21 protein-coding genes are annotated in these 21,082 nt (G+C 42.7%); 7 read left to right on the plus strand and 14 right to left on the minus strand.

All coding sequences use genetic code 11. The features are described from left to right. The first annotated feature begins 113 nt into the window (after nt 1-113). The gene (gene purU, locus HG263_RS13990) at nt 114-944 is read left to right on the plus strand and encodes a formyltetrahydrofolate deformylase (protein WP_171626695.1); all 831 of its coding nucleotides are present in this window, start codon (nt 114-116) and stop codon (nt 942-944) included. A gap of 42 nt (nt 945-986) precedes the next feature. On the opposite strand, the gene HG263_RS13995 is transcribed toward purU, so the two are convergent. Together HG263_RS13995 and acs are read right to left on the minus strand one after the other, a co-directional pair. Beyond that, nucleotides 987-1,640 (minus strand): response regulator transcription factor, encoded by a 654-nt coding sequence (locus HG263_RS13995; RefSeq protein WP_171626696.1) that lies wholly within the window; start codon nt 1,638-1,640, stop codon nt 987-989. 93 nt (nt 1,641-1,733) lie between these two features. Next, entirely contained in the window at nt 1,734-3,671 is a 1,938-nt protein-coding gene (gene acs / locus HG263_RS14000; RefSeq protein WP_171626697.1) for an acetate--CoA ligase, read from the minus strand. Nucleotides 3,672-4,050: 379 nt separating this feature from the next. On the opposite strand from acs, the gene HG263_RS14005 reads away from it, so the two are divergent. Next, complete coding sequence (locus tag HG263_RS14005; protein WP_171626698.1) at nt 4,051-5,214, plus strand: DcaP family trimeric outer membrane transporter; 1,164 nt, start codon at nt 4,051-4,053, stop codon at nt 5,212-5,214. Nucleotides 5,215-5,282: 68 nt separating this feature from the next. Here the strand turns inward: HG263_RS14005 and recA are convergent, their stop codons facing one another. Beyond that, complete coding sequence (gene recA / locus HG263_RS14010) at nt 5,283-6,332, minus strand: recombinase RecA (protein ID WP_171626699.1); 1,050 nt, start codon at nt 6,330-6,332, stop codon at nt 5,283-5,285. A gap of 65 nt (nt 6,333-6,397) precedes the next feature. Next, on the minus strand, nt 6,398-6,889 hold the full coding sequence (locus tag HG263_RS14015; RefSeq protein ID WP_171626700.1) for a CinA family protein: 492 nt from the start codon (nt 6,887-6,889) through the stop codon (nt 6,398-6,400). A 22-nt stretch (nt 6,890-6,911) separates the two neighbouring features. Between HG263_RS14015 and mutS the strand changes: the two genes are divergently transcribed. Next, nucleotides 6,912-9,491 (plus strand): DNA mismatch repair protein MutS, encoded by a 2,580-nt coding sequence (gene mutS, locus HG263_RS14020; protein ID WP_171626701.1) that lies wholly within the window; start codon nt 6,912-6,914, stop codon nt 9,489-9,491. 70 nt (nt 9,492-9,561) lie between these two features. On the opposite strand, the gene rpoS is transcribed toward mutS, so the two are convergent. From rpoS to HG263_RS14070, 10 genes are all read right to left on the minus strand, one after another. Next, complete coding sequence (gene rpoS, locus HG263_RS14025; protein ID WP_171626702.1) at nt 9,562-10,545, minus strand: RNA polymerase sigma factor RpoS; 984 nt, start codon at nt 10,543-10,545, stop codon at nt 9,562-9,564. A 57-nt stretch (nt 10,546-10,602) separates the two neighbouring features. Further along, nucleotides 10,603-11,430, minus strand: a complete 828-nt coding sequence (locus HG263_RS14030) for a peptidoglycan DD-metalloendopeptidase family protein (protein WP_171626703.1) — start codon at nt 11,428-11,430, stop codon at nt 10,603-10,605. 101 nt (nt 11,431-11,531) lie between these two features. Beyond that, entirely contained in the window at nt 11,532-12,170 is a 639-nt protein-coding gene (locus HG263_RS14035) for a protein-L-isoaspartate(D-aspartate) O-methyltransferase (RefSeq protein ID WP_171626704.1), read from the minus strand. A 5-nt stretch (nt 12,171-12,175) separates the two neighbouring features. Beyond that, nucleotides 12,176-12,922, minus strand: a complete 747-nt coding sequence (surE, locus tag HG263_RS14040; protein ID WP_171626705.1) for a 5'/3'-nucleotidase SurE — start codon at nt 12,920-12,922, stop codon at nt 12,176-12,178. Beyond that, nucleotides 12,906-13,949 carry a tRNA pseudouridine(13) synthase TruD gene (gene truD, locus HG263_RS14045; RefSeq protein ID WP_171626706.1) on the minus strand — a complete coding sequence of 348 codons (1,044 nt, stop codon included), beginning with the start codon at nt 13,947-13,949 and terminating at the stop codon, nt 12,906-12,908. Before truD ends, surE begins: the two co-directional genes overlap by 17 nt. Further along, entirely contained in the window at nt 13,946-14,422 is a 477-nt protein-coding gene (gene ispF, locus HG263_RS14050) for a 2-C-methyl-D-erythritol 2,4-cyclodiphosphate synthase (RefSeq protein ID WP_171626707.1), read from the minus strand. The genes truD and ispF overlap by 4 nt, the downstream gene beginning before the upstream one ends. Beyond that, complete coding sequence (gene ispD / locus HG263_RS14055; RefSeq protein ID WP_171626708.1) at nt 14,422-15,114, minus strand: 2-C-methyl-D-erythritol 4-phosphate cytidylyltransferase; 693 nt, start codon at nt 15,112-15,114, stop codon at nt 14,422-14,424. The genes ispF and ispD overlap by 1 nt, the downstream gene beginning before the upstream one ends. Continuing rightward, entirely contained in the window at nt 15,098-15,391 is a 294-nt protein-coding gene (ftsB, locus tag HG263_RS14060; protein ID WP_171626709.1) for a cell division protein FtsB, read from the minus strand. The genes ispD and ftsB overlap by 17 nt, the downstream gene beginning before the upstream one ends. Nucleotides 15,392-15,431: 40 nt before the next feature. Then, nucleotides 15,432-16,064, minus strand: coding sequence for a hypothetical protein (locus HG263_RS14065; protein WP_343043993.1), 633 nt, complete (start codon nt 16,062-16,064; stop codon nt 15,432-15,434). Nucleotides 16,065-16,112: 48 nt separating this feature from the next. Further along, entirely contained in the window at nt 16,113-16,592 is a 480-nt protein-coding gene (locus HG263_RS14070) for a DUF2947 family protein (RefSeq protein ID WP_171626710.1), read from the minus strand. Between the two features lie 62 nt (nt 16,593-16,654). Here HG263_RS14070 and HG263_RS14075 point away from each other — a divergent pair, with 62 nt between their 5' ends. The 4 genes from HG263_RS14075 (at nt 16,655) to HG263_RS14090 (ending at nt 20,879) form a co-directional block, all read left to right on the plus strand. Continuing rightward, a complete protein-coding gene (locus tag HG263_RS14075; RefSeq protein ID WP_171626711.1) occupies nt 16,655-16,876 on the plus strand; it encodes a DUF1653 domain-containing protein in 222 nt (73 codons plus the stop codon). 83 nt (nt 16,877-16,959) lie between these two features. Then, nucleotides 16,960-17,796, plus strand: a complete 837-nt coding sequence (locus tag HG263_RS14080) for an AAA family ATPase (RefSeq protein ID WP_171626712.1) — start codon at nt 16,960-16,962, stop codon at nt 17,794-17,796. Nucleotides 17,797-17,800: 4 nt separating this feature from the next. Further along, nucleotides 17,801-18,988: a vWA domain-containing protein gene (locus HG263_RS14085; RefSeq protein WP_171626713.1), complete on the plus strand. Its 1,188-nt coding sequence runs from the start codon at nt 17,801-17,803 to the stop codon at nt 18,986-18,988. Nucleotides 18,989-19,085: 97 nt separating this feature from the next. Beyond that, nucleotides 19,086-20,879 carry a sulfatase family protein gene (locus HG263_RS14090; RefSeq protein ID WP_171626714.1) on the plus strand — a complete coding sequence of 598 codons (1,794 nt, stop codon included), beginning with the start codon at nt 19,086-19,088 and terminating at the stop codon, nt 20,877-20,879. Nucleotides 20,880-21,082 lie beyond the last annotated feature (203 nt).

Here is a 21,082-nt window from a genome sequence, read left to right on the forward strand (position 1 = left end):
GGCTAATTGCAAAAAATAACCATTAATTTGCGATTTATAGTTAACCTAAAGATTCAGGGTTGCTAGTATGCTAAACCCCCTTGCAAAAAAGGGGTTTTATAGGAATGAGGAAAATGAATTACATACTAACTACGCAATGTGCTGATGGTGTTGGGCTCATCGCCAAAATTACCAACTTATGCTTTAAGCATAATTTAAATATCACTCGCAACAATGAGTTTGTAGATAGAGAAGGCTCACGCTTTTTTATGCGTACTGAGTTAACTGGCAAGCCACATGCGCAATTTTTAGAGCAGCTAAGAGAGCAGCTCCCAGCAGGGGCTCAGGTTGCACTCCATCACGGTGAAAAAACCAAAGTGGTTTTGTTGGCAACCAAAGAAGCGCACTGTCTGGGCGGCGTACTCCTTAAAGAGTATGAGAAAGCAATGAACATCGAAATATTAGCGGTGGTCGCCAACTACCCTGATTTAGAGCCTTTGGTCGCAGGCTTTGGGGTTCCCTTTCACTGTGTACCACACTCAGGGCTTTCACGTGTAGAACATGACGAGCAAATGGCACACGTTATTGAGCAATATCAGCCAGATATCATTGGTCTTGCTAAATACATGCGTATTTTAAGTCCTGAGTTTGTTGCTCGATTTAATAACCGCATTATTAACATTCACCACTCATTTTTACCCGCATTTATTGGTGCAAAACCTTATCACCAAGCCTTTGAACGCGGCGTAAAAATCATTGGCGCTACGGCCCATTTTGTCAACGATGAGTTAGATGAGGGTCCTATCATAGTGCAAGATGTCACGCAGGTGAGTCATGCAAATGATGCTGAGAGTATGGCTAAAATGGGTAGAGATATTGAAAAAACGGTCTTTTGCAAAGCATTACAACTGGCTTGCGAACATAAGGTTTTTATTAACGATAACAAAACAGTGGTGTTTAGTTAATTCACTTTTCTGTAAGCAATATAAAAAGCGCTAAGGCGCTTTTTATATTTGTGGCTCAATCGGTTCTAGTTGTAGTTTTGAGGCGATTAATACTGCTTGTGTTCGGTTGTACACCCCTAGCTTTCTAAAAATAGCGGTGATATGTGCTTTCACGGTTGCTTCAGAAATGTGCAACTCAAACGCAATTTGTTTGTTTAGTAGACCTTCATGCAGATACTGAAGCACTTTAAATTGCTGTGGCGTCAGTGAGGCAACTTGTTGCGCGAGTTCTTTATCTTCATGGGCTGTGTTAGCTACTTTATCTTTTATATTTTCAGGTAGCCAGTTATCTCCCTCTAACACTGTGTCGATAGCTTGATTAATCTCTTGTGGTGATGAAGATTTTGGAATAAACCCCATAGCACCATAAGCCATCACTTTAGAGATCACACTAAGATCTTCACTACCTGATACCACCACGATAGGTAAACTCGGGTAGTCCTCTCTCACTCTTATCAGGCCGTATAAATCACCACTGCCAGGCATATGCAAATCCAGTAACAATAGGTCTAATTCATCCTGCTGTGACAGTATTGTAAGAGTGCTATCAAAAGTATCGGCTTCAAACACAGTGAGCGTATCGAACTGATTTTGCAACGCACCCTTTAATGCCGCTCTAAATAGCGGATGATCGTCTGCAATTAAAAACTGGTTCATACTGTGCTCCTAAAAAATTCGGCCACTATCTTTTACAATAGCAGCCGATATACTCGTTTAGAATTAAACGAAATTCAAGCTTTTAACGTTCAATTAACGATTCAAGCGATTTTCAATTAATTCATCGACTACGCTAGGATCAGCAAGCGTTGAAGTATCCCCTAATTGTTGGTATTCATTCGCTGCTATTTTGCGCAATATACGGCGCATGATCTTACCTGAGCGTGTTTTTGGCAACCCAGGTGACCATTGGATCATATCAGGAGAGGCAATTGGGCTAAGCTCTTTACGGACCCAATTTCTCACATCTTTTGTCAGCTCTTCTGTTACCACCACCCCTTCGTTAGGCGTGATGTATACATAAATACCTTGGCCTTTAATATCGTGAGGGTAACCTACAACTGCAGCTTCAGCCACTGACTCGTGAGCAACAAGCGCACTTTCAATCTCTGCTGTGCCTAGTCGGTGCCCAGATACATTCAGTACGTCATCTACACGCCCAGTGATCCAATAGTAACCATCTTCATCGCGGCGACAACCATCCCCTGTAAAATACACCCCAGGGTATGCCGAGAAGTAGGTTTGTTCAAAACGTTCATGATCGCCGTAAACGGTGCGAGCTTGTGACGGCCAGCTATCAAGAATAACCAGATTACCCTCAGCAGCGTCTGCTAAAGCATTACCTTGTGCATCAAATAGCGCAGGAGCTATACCAAAGAAAGGTCGACTTGCAGAGCCTGGCTTCATGTCTGTAGCACCAGGCAGTGGCGTAATCATGATCCCACCTGTTTCTGTTTGCCACCATGTATCCACTATCGGACATGCGCCATTGCCTATCTTGTCGTAATACCAAGTCCAAGCTTCAGGGTTAATTGGCTCACCCACCGAGCCTAAAATACGTAAACTAGCGCGCTTAGATGTGGCAGTTGGCTCATCTCCTTTCGCCATCAATGCCCGAATAGCAGTTGGCGCAGTGTAAAGAATCGTTACATTATGTTTATCAACTATTTCTCCAATACGACCGGCACTTGGATAAGTTGGAATGCCTTCAAAAATGACCTGTGTACAGCCATTGGCAAGTGGGCCATAAGCAATATAACTGTGGCCGGTGATCCAGCCTACATCGGCACTACACCAGTAAACATCATCTTCTTTTAGATCGAATACATACTCGTGTGTCATTGATGCATAGACCAAATACCCACCAGTGGTATGCACCACCCCTTTTGGTTGACCCGTTGACCCAGAGGTATACAAAATAAATAATGGGTCTTCAGCATTCATCGCCGTTGGAGGGCACTTCGCCTCTACATCTGCGACTAACTCATGCCACCATACATCGTGGCTTTGCCACTCAACTTCACCGCCAGTTAAACGGTGCACCACCACATGCTCAATATCTACACCCGGTTGTGCTACCGCCTCATCTACATTCGCTTTAAGTGGTACGCAATTACCACCACGTCGGCCTTCATCTGAAGTGATAACGACTTTAGCTCCAGAATCTTTTATTCGGTCCGCTATCGCTGAAGGTGAAAAACCACCAAATACCACAGAGTGAATGGCACCGATCCTTGCACAAGCTTGCATTGCATACACAGCTTGTGGCGTCATCGGCATATAAATAGCAACGCGATCGCCCTTTTGAACACCTAATTTTTTCAAGCCGTTTGCTAGCTTTGCCACCTCATCATGTAAAGTCTGATAGGTAATGTGTTCACTATTTTCAGGGTTGTCTCCTTCCCAAATCAGCGCGACTTTGTTTGCTTTATCTTTTAGATGTCTATCAATACAGTTATATGAAGCGTTCAGTTGACCATCTTCAAACCATTTAATGCTGATATGACCTTTATCAAATGAGGTGTTTTTTACTTTTGAAAATGGCTTTGACCACTCTAGCCGTTGCCCATGTTCAGCCCAAAACCCTTGTGGGTCCTCAATTGACTGCTTGTATAGCGTGTTATATTTATCGTTATCAATGAGTGCGTGTTTCTTTATTGCTTCAGGAACAGGATAAATGCTCTGCGACATAGTCATCTCCATTTTAATTTGTTTGCCTTTAGGCGTTACCCAAGCATCACTCAGGCAAAGCCATGAAAGTATTAGACCTTAGTTGTAGAAGTAAATAACGCAGACCTTTCATATGAAATTATCTCAAGTCATCGGCATAGCTCAAGAAATACCTTTAATTGCACCAGATGAAAGTAAAATCGCTTAAATTTCAAAACACTAATTATCACTCTTTACTTTTTAGAATACTTTATTCAAGTAACTGCGCGTAATATTTGCCACCTTAGTCGTATAGACCAATAGGTAATTGAGTAATCCCCATCCTTCATCAAAAGTGAATACCGACGCTTTTTATCAGACGACATCGCACATGATGAGTCGCTGCACAGGAAAAAAGATTATGACAACATTCGGTTACACAACAAAAACGACAATTGCCGCAAGCATTTTCAGCGTGCTATCAGCACCTTCATTCGCCGCTTCTATAGGTCAAACGGATATCAATTACGGTGGCTACGTTAAACTAGACGCCATTTGGAGTGATTTCTCTGATGGTACTTTAGGCAGTGGCAATATCGGCCGCGATTTTTACGTGCCTGGGACCACGCCGGTGTCAGCCACATCGTCTGAAGATGCGGTTTTTGACATGCATGCGAGACAATCTCGATTTAATTTAGCGACAACAACCAAATTAGATGATGGCAGTGATATAAAAACCAAAATCGAGCTCGATTTTATCGTATCAACAGGTGGTAATGAACGCGTCACTAACTCATATTCGCCAAGACTGAGGCAAGCTTACGTTAGTTACAAAGGTTGGACATTTGGTCAAGCTTGGTCAAACTTTCAAAATGTCTCAGCGCTACCTGAAACACTAGACTTTGTTGGTGCGGCTGAGGGTACGGTGTTCGTGCGCCAAGCAATGGTTAAATACAATGTGGGTAATTGGTCGTTCTCAGCAGAAAACCCAGAAAGTACAGTAACGACCGCTGATAGCGCAAGAGTCGTTACTGATGATACGAGCATGCCAGATTTTACAGCGCGTTATACCTACAATGCCGATTGGGGACACTTGGTTGTCGCCGCCCTCGCTCGTCAACTAACTTACAAATTGGGGGCAGCAGATGAAACTGAAACATCTATGGGGATCAGTGCTTCGGGACGTATCAACTTTGGGAAAAATAATCTGAAGTTTATGCTCACGCAGGGTCAAGGATTAGGTCGTTATGTAGGCTTAAATGTAGCAAATGGTGCTGTGTATGATGGAAACAAATTACATGCTATTGACTCTACATCTGGCTTTATCAGTTATCAATACCATTGGAATGATACATTGCGCTCGACTTTCTTGTATTCGTTTTTTTCGGCTGATAACGATGAAAACCTACTTGCCATTTCAGGTAACCCCACTAAATCAAGCCAGAGCTTCAGTGCCAACTTACTCTATTCACCGGTTAAAAAACTGACCTTTGGTGTGGAGTATAAGGTCGCCACGCGAGATACTGAAGCCAGCCTTGATGGCGATCTGAACCGCTTGCAATTATCAGCTAAGTACGTTTTCTAATCACCAACGTATACACCATCCATAAAAAAGCCCAGCTATGCTGGGCTTCTTACGCTTAATTAGAGTTTTTACAATTCAACATCCGTTGCAGCTAAAGCAGGCTCTTCACCTTCTTCAGGTGTTATTGTTGCTTGCAACAATAACATCTCACGCAATTTACCTTCTATCTCGTTAGAGATTTCAGGGTTTTCTTTTAGGAATTTGATTGAGTTAGACTTACCCTGACCTACCTTATTGCCATTATAGCTATACCAAGCACCCGATTTTTCAACCAGTTTATGCTTAACACCTAAGTCTATTAATTCACCATGCTTAGAAATACCTTCACCATACATGATGATAAATTCAGCTTGTTTAAACGGAGGAGCAACCTTGTTTTTTACAATTTTTACTCGGGTTTCGTTACCCACAACTTCATCGCCTTCTTTCACCGAACCGATACGACGAATATCAATACGTACAGATGCATAGAATTTAAGCGCGTTACCACCTGTTGTGGTTTCTGGGTTACCAAACATCACACCTATTTTCATACGAATTTGGTTGATGAAAATACATAGCGTATTTGAGCGTTTGATATTAGCAGTAAGTTTACGAAGAGCTTGTGACATTAGACGCGCTTGCAAACCAACGTGCGTATCACCCATATCACCTTCAATTTCTGCTTTCGGTGTCAGTGCCGCAACCGAGTCAACAATCACCACATCGACAGCACCAGAACGAACCAACATGTCACAAATCTCTAGCGCTTGCTCACCTGTATCAGGTTGAGACACTAAAAGATCATCAACATTTACACCTAGCTTTTCCGCATAAACTGGATCTAAAGCATGTTCAGCATCAACGAAGGCACATGTTTTACCTTGTTTTTGTGCTTCAGCGATAACTTGTAGCGTTAACGTAGTTTTACCAGAAGACTCAGGTCCGTAAATTTCAACAACACGGCCCGTAGGTAAACCACCAATACCCAACGCAATATCAATACCTAGTGAGCCAGTAGAGATTGATTCAATATCTAGAGCTCGGCTATCGCCTAGCTTCATAATTGAGCCTTTACCAAACTGACGTTCAATTTGTGACAATGCAGCGTCGAGCGCTTTTTGTTTGTTATCGTTCATTTGCTTCTCCAATTTAGCGTAATGGGCTCAGTATACTGTATAGAATCACAGTATCAAGTACATTTTTAGCCTTGAATGTGAGAAACTATATTTTTTAAAGCAAAAGCAATAGCTTGCGTTCTAACATAACTACGCTCTCCGGGAAAAACTTGCTCATAACTGCTCACATTTCCCTGTATATTAATGGCAAACCATACCAAGCCAACAGGCTTATCATCTGAACCTCCACCAGGCCCTGCAATGCCAGATACCGCAACAGCAATATCAGCATTTGCCGCTTGCGCTGCGCCTGTAGCCATCTCGACAACAGTTTGCTCACTTACAGCCCCATAACTATTCAAAGTTTGTGCACTGACCCCTAATAAAGCCTGTTTAGCCTCATTGCTGTATGTAACAAAACATCTATCAACATAATTCGAGCTTCCAGGTGTATCTGTTAGCGCATAACTTATTCCACCACCAGTACATGACTCAGCGGTAGTGATCGTCAAACGTTTATCCGTTAAAATAGCGCCCAATTGTGCAGCCAGAGTCTTAATCTCTTGGTTTAGCTCCATATTCAACCTCTTAGGTAGATGCATGTCGATAGATTTATATTCTGAACATACTATAAAACAACAAACCCCCATGATGCAGCAATATCTTAGGATCAAAGCCGAGCATCAAGATATTTTATTGTTCTATCGCATGGGAGATTTTTACGAGTTGTTCTTTGACGACGCCGTCCGTGCAGCTCAGTTACTCGATATTTCGCAAACTCATCGTGGTAAAGCGTCAGGGGCCCCAATTCCTATGGCGGGGGTGCCTTATCATGCAGTGGAAAACTACCTTGCACGTTTAGTGCAAATGGGTGAGTCCGTCGCCATTTGTGAGCAGGTGGGCGATCCTGCCACCAGCAAGGGGCCTGTTGAGCGTAAAGTTGTCAGAATTGTCACCCCAGGAACAGTCACTGATGAAGCGCTACTGCAAGAGCGTCAAGACAACTTATTGGCGGCATTGTGGCAAGACAAACAGCAGCAATACGGAGTAGCTTACCTTGATATCAACTCAGGACAATTCTGTATTGTTGAACTAAAAACCGATGAGGCACTAAGTTCAACGCTGCAACGTTTACAACCAGCTGAATTACTTTATCCTGAGTCATTTAAAAATCTACACCTCATTGAACAATTTAAGGGCGCGCGCCGCCGCCCTGATTGGGAATTTGATCTTGATACCGCGAAGCACTTACTTTGCCAGCAGTTTGCAACAAAAGACTTAGTTGGTTTTGGTGTAGAACAAGCAACCACCGCATTAGTCGCTGCAGGCTGTGTAATGCAGTATGTAAAGGATACCCAACGTACCGCTTTACCACATATACGCGCTATCACTTTAGAAAAGAATGAACATGCCGTGATCTTAGATGCGGCTACGCGCAAAAACTTAGAACTTACCGTTAATCTCTCAGGCAGCATTGATAATACTTTAGCGCAGATTTTAGATAAAACAGCCACGCCGATGGGCTCTCGGTTACTTAAACGTCGCATTCACACCCCTATTCGCAATCGCAATGAACTCAATGCCAGACTCAATGCTATTTCGAGTTTGCTAGAAACCCAGCTTTGTCTAGATACCTATGACGCGCTAAAACAAATTGGTGATATTGAGCGTGTGGTAGCAAGACTGGCGCTGTGTAATGCAAGACCAAGAGACTTAACCCGTTTGCGCTGTGCGTTACAGGCTCTCGCTCCATTGCATGAGCTTTTGGCCGAAAGCGGTGACGCACGTATTAAGCAAATTTGTGCCCAATCTCCCACTTTGCCAAAACTCCAAGACTTGCTCGAACGTGCCATTATCGACAATCCACCTATTTTGATCCGCGATGGCGGAGTAATTGCCACAGGCTACAACGCAGAGTTAGACCAGTGGCGTGCTCTGAGTCAAGGTGCCACGGATATATTGGAAAAACTCGAAGCCAGAGAGCGCGAACGTACAGGCATCAGTACATTAAAAATTGGCTACAACAAAGTTCATGGTTTTTACATTGAAATTAGCCGCGCCAATTCACATCTAGTGCCTGTAGATTATATTCGCCGTCAAACGCTTAAAAATAACGAGCGCTACATTATTCCAGAACTTAAAGAGCATGAAGATAAAGTGCTTGGCAGTCAGAGCAAAGCATTGGCGCTTGAAAAACAGCTATATGAACAACTGTTTGAATTTATTGCTCCTTACTTAGAGCAGTTACAGTTGATGGCCGCGGCGTTAGCCGATCTAGATGTACTTAATACCTTAGCTGAGCGTGCCCAAACCCTTGACTATTGTAAGCCCACCTTAAGCGATAACGATGAAATAAACATCGATGCTGGACGACACCCTGTTGTAGAGCAAGTTAGTAAAGAGCCGTTTATCGCCAATCCGGTTTACCTCAATAATGATCGAAAAATGCTGATCATTACTGGGCCAAACATGGGCGGTAAATCTACCTATATGCGTCAAACTGCACTGATCGTACTTATGGCACATATTGGTAGTTATGTACCAGCAAGCGCCGCAAATATCGGTAACGTAGACCGTATATTTACACGTATTGGTGCTAGCGATGATCTTGCCTCTGGCCGCTCAACATTTATGGTGGAAATGACTGAAACCGCAACAATTTTGAACAATGCAACCAAGCAATCTCTGGTGCTAATGGATGAAATTGGTCGTGGCACAAGTACATACGATGGCTTGTCTTTGGCATACGCCACTGCAGACTACCTCGCCCGACAGCTGGAAGCTAAAACACTTTTTGCAACACACTACTTTGAGTTAACGGAACTTGCTGAACAACAGTCTGGTTTAGTGAATGTGCATTTAGATGCGGTAGAACATAACGATACCATAGCCTTTAAACATACCGTAATGGAAGGGGCTGCAAGTAAAAGCTTTGGCTTACAGGTTGCGGGTCTTGCTGGAGTACCAAAACCAGTGTTACAGCTTGCCAAGCAAAAGCTGCTACAGTTAGAAAATCATCAAAGTGTCGTAGAGCCTGTTACGCCAGCTCAACACGCTTTACCCTTGGTAGAGCTTGAACTATCTGCCGTTGAAAAAACATTACAAGCGATAGACCCCGATGAGCTAAGCCCTAGAGAAGCACATGCATTACTATACAAATTAAAACAGCAGCTGAGCTAGTTTCCTCAGAGCACAAAAAAACCACCTTAAGATAGGTGGTTTTTATTAACTTATAACGCTCGGTGAGCACTTAAAGCTGTTCAAATAAACTGTCTGTACTTAAACCTTCATGCTGCAAAATATCTTTTAACCGTCTTAAAGCTTCCACTTGAATTTGACGCACTCGCTCACGCGTTAAGCCAATCTCTCTGCCTACATCTTCAAGTGTTGAGGGCTCATAGCCTAACAAACCAAACCGTCTTGCAAGCACTTCTCGTTGCTTAGGATTCAACTCTCCGAGCCAATCAACAATATGGTTATTGATGTCATTACTTTGCACTTCACTTTCAGGACCATGGCCTTTCTCATCAGCAATAATGTCCAACAATGCTTTGTCGTTATCTCCTCCTATGGGAGTGTCTACTGAAGTTATTTTTTCATTTAAGCGTAGCATCTTAGTCACATCTTCAACCGGGCGGTCTAAACACTCTGCGATCTCTTCTGCTGTTGGTTCGTGATCTAACTTTTGGGTTAGCTCTCTTGCCGTACGTAAATAAACGTTTAACTCTTTCACTACGTGGATCGGTAGGCGAATAGTCCGAGTCTGATTCATGATCGCTCGTTCTATCGTTTGGCGGATCCACCAAGTTGCGTAAGTTGAAAATCGAAAGCCTCGTTCAGGATCAAATTTTTCAACGGCTCGGATCAAGCCTAAATTGCCTTCTTCAATCAAGTCCAATAATGCTAGGCCACGATTGTTATAGCGACGGGAAATTTTTACCACCAAGCGTAAATTACTTTCAATCATACGCTTGCGTGATGCTTCACAACCTTTAAGCGCTTTTCGAGCAAAATACACCTCCTCTTCAGCACTGAGTAAAGGCGAAAAGCCTATCTCGCCTAGATACAATTGTGTTGCATCTAGATTTTTTACATTCTCATCTTTGGCGAAGATGTCGTCATCGTCGTCAATTTCTTCCAATAGTTCGGCTTTTGAGCTATTTACATCTAGCTCGTCGAGCTTATCTTCAAAATCGTCCGTTTTTTTGGTTTTAACATTTGCAGTTTGAGCCATACGCATCCTCCCAAGTGAATGAATAGTGACGTTATGCGTAACTAAACCTTGACGTCACTACTTACTTGGCAAATATTTAACCGGATTAACAGCTTGTCCCCTAAAACGAATCTCAAACCTCAATGCAGTTTTAGAAGCATCTGTACTACCCATTTCGGCAATTTTTTGCCCAACTTTAACTTTTTGCTGCTCAGTGACCTGTAACTTCGAATTATGCGCATATGCACTAAGGTAATCATCATTGTGTTTTAAAATAATTAAATTACCATAACCACGTAGTGCGTTACCTGCATATACCACTATGCCATCGGCAGCAGCCTTTACAGGTGCGCCTTCCACATTCGCGATTTGAAGCCCTTTATAGCCATTTTCTTTGCTTGAAAAGTGCTTTGTCACCTTACCAACGGCAGGCCAATGCCAACGTACCTTATTAGAAAACAAAGCCTTAGATGCGTTGTCATTTTTACTGCTATGTTTTTGAACATACTCTCGTTGTTTTGGCTGATCAAGTTCTTTTTTAGCAATTTTGTTATTTTTTTGTTTATTAGAACTGGACTTATTCCGCTTTACTGTGTATTTTTTGCGCCTTTTATTTTTATTTTGTGGACGGTCTATGTGGATAACTTGGCCAGGATAAATCACGTAAGGGGGCTTAATACCATTTATCTGCGCGATTGTTCTCACATCTTTATTTGCACTGAAAGCAATGGCAAATAAGGTGTCACCCTTTTGCACGCGATAACGATTATTTTCAATATGAATTTTTTGTGATGAACTGGACTTACCTGTGCTTAAACTTGTTACAGGTGCAGGTGTATTACGACTACTACAACCACTTAATAACATACAAGCAGTTGTCATTATCAACAGGTATGTCTTAAGCATCGTTCACCCTTTGAGCGTTATAATTATTATGTTTTTACAATTGACGATTACATAACACTCAGTGCTATTAGGCGCGCTTTGTAACTAACGCAAACGTCAGATTAAATAATATCACCCGCAACTAAAGGTACAAAGCGTACAGGGGCTAAACGGTGCTCTATAAATTGCTCACCTTTGCGAACAAACAAAGTCAATTGCTGTGTTTGCTCACCTAAAGGTACAATGAGAGCACCATCATCTTCAAGTTGTTCAAGCAACTGTTGAGGCACCTCTTTGGCAGCCGCTGTAACAATGATGCCAGCAAAAGGACCTTTTGATTGCCAACCTTGCCAACCGTCACCATGCTTCATTGTCACATTATACAAATCAAGCAAATGTAATCGACGCTTAGCTTGCCATTGCAATGCCTTAATGCGCTCGACACTACAAACCTCTTCAAACAATTGAGCTAGGATCGCAGTTTGATAACCTGAGCCGGTACCAATTTCTAACACTCTTCCCGTAACCCCAACCTGAAGTAATACTTCTGTCATTTTAGCGACGATGTAAGGCTGCGAAATTGTCTGTCCTTGGCCTATAGGCAATGCGGTGTTTTCATATGATTTGTGTTTTAGTACATCATCAACAAACATATGTCTGGGCGTTTGTTCTATCACCTTTAAAACATGTGCGTCTGCTACGCCTTGTTCTTTGAGCAACTGAGTTAAAGCGCTGGCACTGCGTTTGTAACTATTTAGCACGGTTATTACACCTCAGATAACCAATTAGACATAGCTTCTAAACTTTCATGGGCTGTCATATCTACTTTGAGTGGTGTAATGGCTGCATAGCCATGATTGATAGCGTGAAAATCAGTACCCTCTCCAGCATCACTTTCACTTCCCAAATTACCATACCAGAATATATCTCGTCCCCACGGATCTTGTTGCTTAGTCATCGTTTCAGCTTTGTGCCTCGCCCCAAGGCGACATACTTTTATGCCCTTTAACTCAGTAAGCGCTACATTAGGTACATTGATATTAATTATTTGGTCTTTTGGTAAAGGGTGACTGCGCAATTGCTTAATGATGTCTAAAGTCACTTGAGCTGCCGTTTCATAATGATTCTCCTGTTTGGAGCACAGTGAAACCGCAATAGCGGGTAGCCCTAAGTGACGTCCTTCACTCGCCGCAGCAACAGTACCGGAGTAAAGGGTATCATCTCCCAAGTTTGCACCATTATTAATTCCCGCCACCACGAGATCGGGCAGTTCATCCATTAACTGATTAACGCCTAAATGAACACAATCAGTTGGGGTACCATTGACTGATATAAAACCATTATCTAATACAGTCGCACGTAATGGGTTAAGTAACGTCAGAGAGTTACTTGCACCACTACAATTCCTATCGGGTGCAACAACGGTGACCTGTGCAATTTGTGTCAGTGCTTTATATAAAACTTCAATCCCTTTGGCATGTACACCATCGTCATTACTAAGTAAGATCCTCATCGGCCACCTCTTGAATTACTGTGTCTTTACTGGCATCCCTATGCTGTACTAACTCTCTGAGCACAGCAGTAGCAAATGTGCCTTTTGGCAGACTAAACGACAGCTTGATTGTGCTACTGTTCATCGTTTCTACTTGTAGGTCTTTTGGCACTAAACGCAAGGCCCGCCTTTCTCCTTTTAAGCCTAACTGTCCTAGCCCTTGTTGCCAAGCACTATATGGTTGTAACCATTGCCTTTCTTGGGCAACTAAGCCTTTATCACCCTTTCCAACCATTGGGGCAGAGAGTAGGATATCGCCACTGGTTAAGCGTGCGATGATCTCATCACTTATATCATCCTCAAAAAACGCATTGCTACCGTTTAATAAAAAGACCTCTCGATGCCAAGTTTTAGCTAACCCGTGATGTTCAACACGTAAACTAACAAGTTGATTAAAAATATGTGAGCGCGCCGCAGAAATCACAATACCACGAAGTTTTTTATCTCGGATCTGTTCGCCGCCAAATAAACGTTCAGCCATCTCTAAATTATGACCATCATGACCAAAACGCTGCTCACCAAAATAGTTAGGAACGCCTTGCTTTACCGCATTGATCCGAGAAAGAATATCTAGCGGAACATCGACATTGCGTAAGATGATTTGGAACTGATTACCGCTGTGGCAACCCGTGCGCAATTTGCGGTTATGACGAACCTGTTTTACGACAAATATGCTATCACTGTTTAGCGCGCTAAAATCAATATTCTTTTTAATCGCAACGGGTACGCTAAACCACTGACTACAAACACCATGGCGGTCCTTTAAACCAGCATAACTCACATCTCTTGGTGCCACATTGGCAAGCTTTGCAATTTGCTTTGCAACGTATGCCGTGTTTTCACCTTTTTTAACTACCTGCAAACAAACATGTTCGCCCTCGCCGCTCAATGGGATATCGAGTATTTCATCCACCATAAAATCTTCAGCATGGGCTTTGAAATCAGCTTTGGATTGCGGTTTACCATATAAATAATTTAGTTCATTCATGATTTGACCAATACCACTACCGCGTGCGCCGAAATCCCTTCTTTACGACCTTCAAAACCCAACTGTTCTGTTGTTGTCGCCTTAACGTTAACTTGCGAAATATCCGCTTGGCAATCTGATGCTAAATTTGCTCGCATATTGTCAATGTGCGGGCGCATTTTAGGCGCTTGCGCAACAATGGTAATATCGCAATTACCTAATTTATATCCCATGGATTGCATTTGTGAAACAACGCGGCGCAGCAGTATACGGCTATCTATATCTGCAAACTCTTGCGACGTATCAGGGAAGTGTTTACCTATGTCGCCGAGCGCTAACGCACCGAGCAAAGCATCACATAATGCATGAATTGCTACATCTCCATCTGAATGAGCAATGAAGCCTTGTACATATGGGATTTTTTCGCCACAGACAGTGAGAGGACCCTCGCCACCAAATTTATGCACATCGAAACCATGACCAATTCTAATCATTATTCACTCTCTTGCTTGGAAATTAAAAAACACGCCAAATCATAATCTTCAGGAGTCGTAATTTTTATATTGTCACTGCGTCCTGAGACCAATTTAACGGGATGTCTCGCCCACTCCATTGCAGACGCTTCATCGGTAATTACAACCGCATTATCAAGCGCCTGTTCTAGTGCACCTTTTAGAGCTTGGTACGGGAAAAACTGTGGAGTTAAAGCCTGCCACAACTGCTCACGCGGTACCGTTTCTAGGCTATGCGTATCACCTCTTTTAATGGTGTCTTTTACTCGGGCAGCAAGAATCCCCCCTTCACCATCAGCGACACATTGCGCTATTAAAGTTTGCATATCTTCAAGCGAGACCAGTGGGCGGGCTGCATCATGCACCAATACCCAATCGGGTTTGTCTTGAGCAAGTGCCTGTAACGCATTGAGCACCGAATCAGCACGCTCTTTACCACCATTTACCGCGGTGACTCGCGCATCAAGCAATGGCAAAGCTTTGAAATAATCGTCCGTTTCGCTTACAGCAACAACGATTTTATCAAGCTCACTCAATTGTCCAAGTTTATTTAATGTGTGTTCAAGAATGGTTTTATCCGCAATCTTCAAGTATTGCTTTGGATGTGCAACTTGCATTCGGCTTCCAACGCCTGCGGCTGGTACCACTGCAGCTATTTTAATTGTGTGATTCATGATGTTTTCTAGGAAGTACTCGAATAAATGTTTCGTTTTCTTTGATCATGCCTAACTCATTGCGTGCACGCTCTTCCACACCTTCCAAGCCAAGTTTCAAGTCTTCTATATCTGCTTTGAGTAATTTATTGCGTTTAGATAACTTAGCATTAAGTTCCTGATGAGACTCAACCGTACTTTTAATTCTGGTGTAATCTTGAATGCCATTATTTGCAAACCACAATCGATATTGTAAAAACGCAGCCAAGCAAGTGAGTACTATTTGAAATAAGCGCATAACCTAGCCTCCTACGAGCCAGGATATAGCGTAAAGCGGATTAATGATGTCGTTGTTTTGGTGCTTTAACATTGGTCCAATTTATCATGCTGGCCAGCAGCATTTCTCTTAGGCTTAACACGCGTGGCGTGACAACTTTTCCATATTGCCAACGGTGACCACAACACGCTGCAACCATTAGCTGTTTAGTTGGTTTAAATAACCTAAAGTCATGTTGATGACTCAAGCCTGAATTAGCAAACCAACCATATTGGTTACAATGTATCGCATTGTCTCTCACTTGATCTATGCTGTCCATGACAACCTGAGAGTATTGTGCATCTGTTAACAATACTGGCACCACTAAACCTACTGGTGTCGTTGCACAATAAAAGCTCTGGTTTTTATGTTCATCAAATGTTGGTAACGTTTTTTTCTGTGCTGCCAGCCAACATCCATTTTGACTATCCAGCTCTAATGGTACTTCACCTTGAGTAATATGCCTTGCTGCACGCTCAACGTAATAAGGTAAGCTCAGCAGCTTACGTTGCAACTGTTCAGCACTATATTGTTGTGCTAATGCAGGGATCTCTCGTGCATAAAATACATTAACCAATTCAGCAAACTGCAAACGTTCTTGCTCGTTATGCCATAAATGACTTTGCTTAGTATCCGCTATATTTTGCTTTACCACACACCCTCCGCCAGTTGAGAAAGTTATAGCATGGTAAGCATACTCAGGCTAGCTTTTCGGACGCTCACCAAGCTTAGCTTGGCCATTTTCCATAAATTGCACAACGCCTTGCCGCTTCTTGCCTAGCAACAAGCTACCATCGGCCAGAAACATAAAATTTTGCCAACAGTGTTTAAAAACATCAAAGCGTGTTTCAAATACATGCTCACGGCTCAAACAAAAATAGACCGTCGTATTATCTTCCCATTGTAAAAAGTCGCACAGCGTCTGAGGTAAATGCGGCTCTCCATTCTCCCAAGGTGTTTCCCAATTTAGCTGCGAGACCCATGTTGCCTCATCGCCAGGCCATTCCGATTTAGTAAAAAAATCAGGGTGATCCTTTTCCCTTGAGACCATCGTAGTCCAAAGTACTGCTGAACGCTCTGGGCTCATTAATTTTATCGCGTCGAGGTCAGCCTCGTTAATAGGAAGATCTTGGTGCTTGAATACCCAAGCTTTCTTAAATTTATCTATAGAAATATAATTCATCTTTACGCCACTTAGGCAAATGCATAACCACCAAGTATACAGCACTGCAACAGGAGCAAACAATGAAGCAATCACTAAAACTAGGGATTTATCAGCATTACAAAGGGCCTAAATACCGTGTGTTCCATGTTGCCACACACAGTGAAACAGGCGAGAAAATGGTAGTATACCAAACGCTTTATGGCGACTTTGATTTTTGGGTACGACCTTTAGATATGTTTAGCGAGCAAGTTCAAATAAACGGGGAGCTAATTCCTCGCTTCAAGTTTATCAGTACTGATTAGGAAGAAAACCGTCGACTAGCTAGAGGTCTCCCCCTATTTTATGGCACACTAACCTCATCAGACCAGATCTTTAGGAAACAAACGTGAGCTTCGAAGGTACAAGTAATTACATTGCCAGTAGTGCACTCAAACAAGCCGTGAATGCGGCGGTGGTATTAGAAAAACCCCTTTTGATCAAAGGAGAACCAGGCACCGGCAAAACCATGTTAGCACAGGAGCTGGCAAATAGCCTCAATACAGAACTGATCCAATGGCATATCAAATCAACCACAAAAGCCCAACAAGGCCTGTATGAATATGATGCTGTTTCACGATTGCGCGACAGCCAGCTTGGCGATAAAAAAGTGCATGATATCAGCAACTACATTGTTAAGGGCAAACTATGGCAAGCATTTGAAGGCAAACAGCGCCCGGTATTATTGATTGATGAAATTGATAAGGCGGATATTGAGTTTCCAAACGACCTACTATTAGAGCTTGATAAAATGGAGTTTCATGTTTATGAAACCGGCGAGAAAATCAGTGCCAAAGTTAGGCCTATAGTGATTATCACGTCTAACAACGAAAAAGAACTCCCCGATGCCTTTTTGCGCCGCTGTTTTTTTCACTACATTGATTTTCCATCACCACAGCAGATGCAGCAAATTATCGATGTTCATTACCCAGATATAAAACAAAATTTGGTGCAAAGTGCACTTGAATCATTCTTTAAACTGAGGGAAATACCTGGATTAAAGAAAAAACCAAGCACCAGTGAGCTATTAGACTGGCTAAAACTATTAATGGCTGAAGATATCGATGCAAAAACACTACATGACCACGCTCATAAAGGTGGCTTAATGCCGCTGTTTGGCGCATTGCTAAAAAATGAACAAGACGTCAGCCTTATAGAAAAACTAGCATTTATGAGCAAGCGATAATCTCATGCTAATCGAATTCTTTTTCACACTCAGAAGATATGGCCTCAAGGTCTCACCACGAGAGTTACTAGATTGTTTGAATGCCCTTAATCATGGTTTAGCTTTTGCGGACTTAGATGCCTTTTACGAGCTAAGTAAAACAATATTTGTTAAAGATGAAACCCAGTTTGACAAGTTCGACCGAGCATTTGCTGATTATTTTGAGGGAATTGAAGACAGTGATTTCTTAACCCAGTTACAAAAAAGTGCAAGCTTACCAGACGAGTGGTTACGTAAAGAATTCGAAAAACATCTTACAGCAGAGCAGAAAGCGCAAATTGAGGCTTTAGGCGGGCTTGATAAACTGATGGAAACCCTAAAGCAACGCCTAGCAGAGCAGCAAAAAAGGCATGCAGGGGGAAATAAATGGGTAGGCACTGGCGGCACATCGCCCTTCGGTGCTTATGGCTATAACCCTGAAGGGGTTAGAATTGGCCAAGACACAAACCGTCAACGTCGAGCTGTAAAAGTGTGGGACAAACGCCAGTACCGCAACCTTGATGCCGATAGCGAAATATCTAGTCGCACTATGCAGTTAGCGCTAAAAAAGTTACGTAAGTTTGCGCGCAGTGGTGCCAGCGATCAGTTGGATCTCAACGAAACGATTGCAGCTACCGCCAAACAGGGCGGAATGCTTGATGTGAGGATGGCACCAGAGCGGCATAATGCTGTCAATGTATTGATGCTATTCGATATCGGTGGTTCTATGGACGATTATATTCATTTATGTGAGCAATTATTTAGTGCTGCACATAGTGAATTTAAACATCTCGAGTTCTTTTACTTCCACAATTGTGTTTACGAGCATGTATGGCGTGACAATGAGCGTCGTCAATCTAGTTTAATTGATACCTACCAGTTAATTAACCGCTTTGGCAAAGACTATCGACTGATATTTGTCGGTGATGCGACCATGGGCCCCTATGAAATAGCCTATCCAGGTGGCAGTGTCGAGCACTGGAACCAAGAACCCGGTGCATTATGGTTACAGCGCTTAACCAATCATTTCGAAAAAGTCGCTTGGCTTAACCCACAACCAAAAGCGTATTGGCCTTACTATCATTCTATAGCGCTCATCGAAGAAGCCGTACAAAATCGTATGTATCCAATGACATTAGATGGTTTAAGTGAGGCAATTAAGGCACTAAGCTAACCCTTAGAGACTGTCATCCTTGTAGCTTATTTACTAGCAAGTTCAAAAATTGAACTACACTGATTGCGAGTAACCCATGCACTACAAGGACATTCCCATGAAAATTAATGGCAAGCAGCCCAACTTTTTAATTATCACCACTGACGAAGAACGGTTTCCGCCTCCTTATGAAAATCCACAAGCAAAAGAATATAGACTAAAAAATAGTGAAAGCTTGATGCAAATGCGCCAAAATGGCATTGAGTTTATCAATCATAATGCAGCATCTACGGCTTGCGCCCCTAGCAGAACCTCTATTTATACAGGCCAATACCCTTCTCTTCATGGCGTTAGTCAAACGCCTGGAATCGGTAAATCCTCTTTCGATCAGAATATGTTTTGGCTTGAGCCCAATACAGTTCCAACCATGGGCGCATGGTTTCGTGAAGCTGGGTATCAAACCTATTATCGCGGAAAATGGCATTTATCTGACGAAGATATTTTAGTTCCCGGTACGCAACAAGCGTTAGTGAGTAATTCAATTTCTGGCCAACCTTACCCACAGCGACATGAACTGTATAACAAAGCGAACAAACTGGATAAGTTTGGCTTCAACCACTGGATTGGTCCAGAACCCCATGGTTCTGCTGAAAATAACTGTGGCACCGTACGAGATCCTGGCTTTGCCAGACAAGTATGTGAAACCCTAACCATGCTGGATGAAGCAGCTAAACAAGGCTCGGAGCAGCCTTTTTTGATCGTATCATCTTTTGTAAATCCCCATGATATTGTACTACCTCGCCAAAAAGATTGGTTTGAAGATTTTTATCAGCAAAAAGAAGCAGGACTATTACCCGAAGTTAGCCCTGCGCCAAGCCAGACTGAAAGCCTAGCAAGTAAGCCTCGCTGTCAAAAAGACTATCTATATACCTACCCAAGAATGTACTTGCCACAAGCCCCGTCAGAAGACTACCGCCAGTTCTACTACTATTTAATGGCAGAAGTTAATAAACATATCACCACGGTGTATGAAACACTCAAGCAAACGTCGTTATACGAAAATACGATTGTGGTTTTCACTTCTGATCACGGAGAACTTCTTGGTGCCCATGGTGGTTTACATCAAAAGTGGTACACTGCATATCAAGAAGTCCTGAACGTGCCTTTTATCATATCCAACCCAAATGTGTTCAAAAAACCAAACCACCAATTAGATGTCACGACCTCACATGTCGATTTGTTACCAACGTTACTTGGTCTTGCAGATGTTGATACCGAGCGTGTACGCCAACAGTTGGCAAAGAATCATAGTGAAGCAAGACCTCTGGTTGGTAGAGATCTTTCGAGTGTATTGCTTGGTCAACAACTCCCAAGCGATGAAGCTATCTATTTTATGACCAATGATAATGTCGAAGTTGGTGCAGATATGACAAACCCTGCAACGGGTGTTGCATACAACAGCATTATCCAGCCAAACTATATCGAAGCCATTGTAACTAAATTACCGGAACTCAGTGGAGATACCCGCTGGAAGTACGTACGTTACTACGACAACGCACGCTATTACACTGATAGTGGCTTTTTAGATAGCCTTGATGATGATGGTGAAAGCGTAGGAAGAAAAGATTCTAGATATGATCTCAGTCACTTGGTCGGCGCAGGAAATCCAGACGGCATTACGACTAGTCGTTTTATCCCCAGCGAATACGAATGCTACAACCTAAGTGAAGACCCCACAGAAGAAAATAATCTGCTTAGCCCACTGTGCCCCACACCTCTTGATCAAGAGATACTAGCAGCTCTAAAAACCACAATGAAACAACAGCGTAAAGCAAAGCGTTTATTACCGCACAATGTAAATAAAGTCGAAGAAGAAAAGGACAATGAAGTCACCATTCCAATTCGAAAATAAAGTACAAAGTAAAGTGTAAAAGGTTAGCGACATGAGCGAAGCTAAGGTGCAAATGTTTAATGACAGTGAGCGAAGTTAAGGTGCAAATGTTTAATGACAGTGAGCGAAGCGAAGTCATTCCATTTGCGCAAGGTGAAATGAGCAGGTTTAGCTGCTGCTGAGGGACTTACCACCAGACCCAGTTTAACCGCTACTAAGGGACT

The organism is Pseudoalteromonas caenipelagi (assembly GCF_013140855.1).
Classification (GTDB): Bacteria; Pseudomonadota; Gammaproteobacteria; order Enterobacterales; family Alteromonadaceae; genus Pseudoalteromonas; species Pseudoalteromonas caenipelagi.